Source organism: Longimicrobium sp., assembly GCF_036554565.1.
Taxonomy (GTDB): domain Bacteria; phylum Gemmatimonadota; class Gemmatimonadetes; order Longimicrobiales; family Longimicrobiaceae; genus Longimicrobium.
Map to the genome: position 1 here is coordinate 1 of NZ_DATBNB010000179.1, position 3230 is coordinate 3230.

The following is a 3230-nucleotide window of genomic DNA, read 5'->3' on the forward strand; positions in this document are numbered from 1 at the left end:
GCTCCCGGCGTGCACGCCGGGCCCCGCGTGCACGCCGGGGTGGTAGCCCAGAAAGGTGAGCAGCGCGATCCCGCCCGGGCGCAGCACCCGGTGCAGCTCGTCGATCCACAGGTGCTGCTGCTCCTCGCTCAGGTGCGTGAAGACGGAAAGGGCGTAGACCAGGTCGAACTGCTCGTCGGGATACGACAGCGGCGGCAGCGGCTGGTTCACCCCGAAGGTGGCGAAGGGAAGGTTCCCCTGGCACCAGGCGATGGCCTCGGCGTCGATGTCGGTGCCGTAGAAGCGGGTGCCGGACGCCATCTCGCGGAACCAGAGCAGGGTGCGCCCGCACCCGCAGCCGAAGTCCAGCACCCGCTCGCAGCCGGCAACGCTCCGCCCCACCCGCCCGAGCGCCGCCTGGATCTCGTCGCGGCTCAGCCGTCCCAGGCGCAGGTACATCTCGACGTCGGAGCTCCCCTGCACGCGGTAGCGCAGGGAGATGGGCGCCACCCCCTGCACCCCCAGCTGCGCGAGCTTCACCTGGTCGTAGAAGCTCACCGCCCAGCTGGCGGCCATGGTGCCCGCCCGGTACGCCTGCATGGCGAGCTGAAAGCCGGGGGGTGCGCTCATCGAGGGCATCTCCGGCCGGTCCGCGGCGGGGTCACGGTGTGCGCTCCAGGACCACGATGTCCTGGTACGCGTTCAGCCCCAGCGGGATGTAGTCGAGCACCCGGAAGTAGCGCGCGAACGTCTTTTCCACGTACTCCCGCGAGTGGTAGGTGAGCTGGTACCACTCCGGAAAGATCCCGCGGTGCAGCAGGGAGGGAACGAAGAGGATTCCCTTCTCGTGCACCTGGGCCTGGAGCTCCGGGCCAAGGTCGCCGCGAACGCGGTCGGGCCCGTGCACCGTGAGCAGCAGCACGCCCCCCGGACGGGTGACCCGCCGCAGCTCCTCGAGCCAGCGGCACTGGTACTCCTCGTCCAGGTGGGTGAGCACCGAGATGGCGTACACCAGGTCGAAGCTGCCCTCGGGGTAGTCCAGGGGCGGCATCGGCCGGTTGTTGGTGAAGGTGGCGAACGGCAGGTTGCGCCGGCACCACTCCGCCGCTTCAGCGTCGGTGTCGGTGCCGTACAGGCGGGTGGTGCCCGCCAGCTCGGAAAGCCAGAGCAGCGTCCGCCCGCAACCGCAGCCGAAGTCCATGACGTCGCTGAAGTCGCTCATCCGCCGGCCGATGCGGCCCAGCGCGGCCTCCAGGTCCTGGCGCGAGCGCTGGCCCACCTGCAGGAAGCCGCCGAGCGAGCCGTCGCCGTGCACCCGGTGGCGCAGGTAGATGGGCGGCACCGCGGGAAAGGGCGTCCCGCTGATGGCCAGCTGGTCCCACACGCTGATGTACCAGCTGAAGATGCGGGTGGCCATGCGGTACCCGCCCATCGCCAGCTGCTCCAGGGGCAGGGTGCCCCCCATCGGCGGATCTGCGTTCACTGCCATTGCGTCTGCCCTTTCGGCGTTGTGATGTGGCTTGCCGGAGCCCGGCCTGGTCTCCTTCACCCGCGTCACTGCACCTCCGAGATCGGGTCGTCCGGCGTGCGGACGGGCGGCGAGCCGGGAGTCGGGGCCGGCGTGCCGGGAGCCGGCGAGGGCGAGCCGGGAGCAGGCGCAAGCGAGCCGGGAGCCGGCGCAACCGAGCCGGGAGTCGGCGCAAGCGAACCGGGAGCCGGCGCAACCAAGCCGGGAGTCGGCGCGGGCGAGCCGAGCGTCGGCGTGGAGGCATCCACACCGGGCACGGCCGTCACGGGCGCGGCCGTCCCCGGCGGAACCTGGGTGCGCAGCGTCCGCAGCTCCTGCACGACCGACACGGGCTTCGCGCTGATGCGCAGGGAGGTGAGCGGCAGGTGGTCCGCCGTCAGCCAGCCGGAGGTCTCCAGGAAGGAAACCGATGCGTCGATCAGCGCGGTGGTGAGCGGATCGTTGGGAACGTTGAAGTACTGGAGCGGGGGGCTCAGGCGGTGTGCGCGCTCCGTTCCCAGGAGCAGCTCGGTCTGGAACACCACCGCGTCGGTGCTGGCCTCCAGCAGCATCTCGATCAGCGCGAGCGGCTTGGCGGGATCGAACAGCCACTTGCCGTAGCCCCACGGCGCCACCCCGCCGGCGAAGGTGGGGGCCAGGAACTCGGTGTCGGTGACCAGGTTGCGGCCGGTGCTCACCGAAAAGAGCAGGATGTCTTCCAGCGGCACCCCCGCGGCCAGCGCCTGCGCCAGCCCGATCATGGCCGGGTTGTTGGCGACCACGCCCCCGTCCACGAAGCCGGGGCCGGTCCCCGACATTCCCTGGTAGATCGGCTCCTCGACGGGGGCCGCGGCGGTGCGCAGCGCCACGTCCACCACCAGCTCGTCCAGGTCCGGCTCGGTTCCTACCTGGCGCGGGAAGTTGTGGTACACCTTGGGCTTCCAGGACCGCAGCGGGCCCGGCTCGCCGTTGTCGAGCTGAAAGGCGGTGATCGACACCTTCTTCTTCAGGTCACCCAGCTTCATGTCGGCGCCGAAGTAGCCGATGAAGAACTGGCGCAGGTCGTTGCTGCTGAAGAGCGAGGTCGCGCCGACGGCGGCCATCCCCAGGTGCACCGCCGCGCCCCACAGGTTCCAGAAGGCGCCCATCATCTTGTAGATGTTGGTGGGGTCGAACGGATTGAACGTCGCGAGTGCCTGGGGCGACAGCTCGGGAACGGCCTGCTGCACGTTGGACAACAGCTGCTGGACGGCCCGCGGGTCCCCCTGCAGCACCTGCTCGGGCGCCACGCCGGCAAGGAAGTTGGACGGAAGCAGCCCGCGCAGGGCGCTCTGGTTCACCTGCTGCCAGAACTGGGTGATCTCGGCCAGCGCCTCGGTGGGGTGGTCCTTGCTGGCAAAGAACAGCGAGTTCATTCCGCCGGCGGAAACGCCGGTGAACAGGTCCACGTGGTCCAGCAGGTCGCTCGTTCGCTGGCCCTGCGGAAGGCGGTTGTTGACCATCTGCAGCAGGGTGGCGGTGTTCCAGCCGTAGCCGCCGTCCATCGAGAGAATGCGATACTGTGGCATCGTTCGGCTCCTCCAGGCCACCTGGCCTGATTTGCGCCTGCTGAGGTCCGGGGGGCGGGGACCGGAGTGTCCCGCGCCCTGGCCGGCGATGGTACATCGTTGGGCGGCGTGGAGCGTTCCGCGCCCCGCCGCCGGAGCTACGCGCCTGCCCGCGCTTCTTCCAGGCGGCGCCCGAG

Annotated in this window: 3 protein-coding genes; all 3 read right to left on the reverse strand. The window is 70.3% G+C overall.

Annotated elements, in window-relative coordinates:
- On the reverse strand, positions 1-609 hold a 609-nt coding region (locus tag VIB55_RS04910; RefSeq protein WP_331875552.1), incomplete at its 3' end, for a class I SAM-dependent methyltransferase.
- A 31-nt stretch (positions 610-640) separates the two neighbouring features.
- Complete coding sequence (locus VIB55_RS04915) at positions 641-1468, reverse strand: class I SAM-dependent methyltransferase (RefSeq protein ID WP_331875553.1); 828 nt, start codon at positions 1466-1468, stop codon at positions 641-643.
- A 65-nt stretch (positions 1469-1533) separates the two neighbouring features.
- The gene (locus VIB55_RS04920; RefSeq protein ID WP_331875554.1) at positions 1534-3054 is read right to left on the reverse strand and encodes a patatin-like phospholipase family protein; all 1521 of its coding nucleotides are present in this window, start codon (positions 3052-3054) and stop codon (positions 1534-1536) included.
- Positions 3055-3230 lie beyond the last annotated feature (176 nt).

What these genes read in the sequence shown, in the direction of transcription:
- VIB55_RS04915 (WP_331875553.1), bottom strand. Translation starts at nt 1,468, where the DNA reads ATGGCAGTGAACGCAGATCCGCCGATGGGGGGCACCCTGCCCCTGGAG.
- VIB55_RS04920 (WP_331875554.1), bottom strand. Translation starts at nt 3,054, where the DNA reads ATGCCACAGTATCGCATTCTCTCGATGGACGGCGGCTACGGCTGGAAC.